The organism is Neisseria sp. P0021.S006 (assembly GCF_051956895.1).
Genome location: NZ_JBQCWZ010000379.1, coordinates 1 through 1,338 on the forward strand (window position 1 = coordinate 1; position 1,338 = coordinate 1,338).

Annotated in this window: 1 protein-coding gene; it reads right to left on the minus strand. The window is 51.4% G+C overall.

The window, feature by feature from the left end; all coding sequences use genetic code 11:
• Positions 1-145 precede the first annotated feature (145 nt).
• Positions 146-1,338: heme utilization cystosolic carrier protein HutX (hutX, locus tag ACTHUM_RS14295; RefSeq protein WP_440403200.1), on the minus strand; the 1,193-nt coding region annotated here is incomplete at its 5' end.

A 1,338-nucleotide genomic window follows, 5' to 3' on the forward strand; every position in this document is an offset into this window, starting at 1 on the left:
GTGCGGATATAGGCGCGGCCGGACGGCCCGTTGGCTCCGAAGATGAGTTGCATGTTTGGGGTTCCTTTGTATGGTAGATGTTTGTTGTTAGAAAATCCGCTCCTCTATGTAACAAGGAACGGATTATCAGGCCGTCTGAAACCGTTTAAGCGGCATCAAACAGTTTGCGCATGGCTTCGATTTGATGTTGTTTCAACTCGCCTGCTTCATCGCGACCGACAAAAATTTTAAACATGGCGCCACCATTGCGGTTGATAAAGTTGAGCGAGCAAGTGGCTTTGCCCATGAACGGGCGTTCCAAAAGGTAGATGGAGGCGCAGTTTTCGTAATAGATATGACCGTGTACGCCGCCGTCAGTTTCGGGATGATCAAAGTTGTAGAAACCGCGGCCGACTTTGCCGTTAGGCAGTTTGCCGCTGACTTCGACGATGGCATCGGGGGTGTGGGCGATGAAGGTAACGGATTCATCCCATGCGGCGATGGCTTGGAGAATTTCGACAATGCGGCTGCCTTCGGTTTGGCGCACGTTCTCTTCAGGCAGGCAGCGGATAACGTCTTCAAAACTGCATTGGTTTTGCGCGGCCAGCATTTCCAGCACTTGGCCGGGATTTTTTTCTAATGATTGGCGCAACATGGTTTGTTGTTCGGCTGAAAGTTTTTGCATGGTTTGATCCTTTTCTTGAGTCGGAAGAGTGAGCATGAGTTTGCGGATAAGGGTGGGCGACCAATAACGGCCGCTGGTATTCAAACGGATCAGGCCGTCTGAATCGGGTTCTTTAAAAAGCTGCATTTCCTGCCATTGAGCAATCAGCTTTTGCGCTGCTTTGTTGCCGTCGAACAATAATGGATTCAGACGGCCTGTTTCAATATCGTGCTGGACTTTGCTGAGAAGTGCTTTATTTGGACTATGGCCGCTCATAAATGCGATGTTTTTCTCGCCTTTCGGCGTGGCGAGATAGCTTTCCAAATCGCCCTGCACCTGATAGCTGAAACCGCCGAAGTTACCGCCTGCGCCGGAGCCGAACGCCAAACAGGAAATATCGGATTTGATCAGGGTATTGTAGCGGTTGCGCTCGCCACGGCCGGGATAGGCGAAGTGGCTGTTGCTGACCTGTTCCCAGCCTTTTTCCAGCAGTGTTTCAACCGTGTAGGCATATTGGTCTGCCTGAATATCGAAACCTGGCGGTGTCGGAAATGCGCCTTTTTCAATCATGCGGTTGATGGGCAGCATGGGATAAAGGTTGAACGCGTACGTATCCAAACCAGACGGCGGCAGCTCGGTGGCGCGGGCGATATCGTTTTGCCAAACTTCATCGGTTTGATTGGGCAGGCCGAACA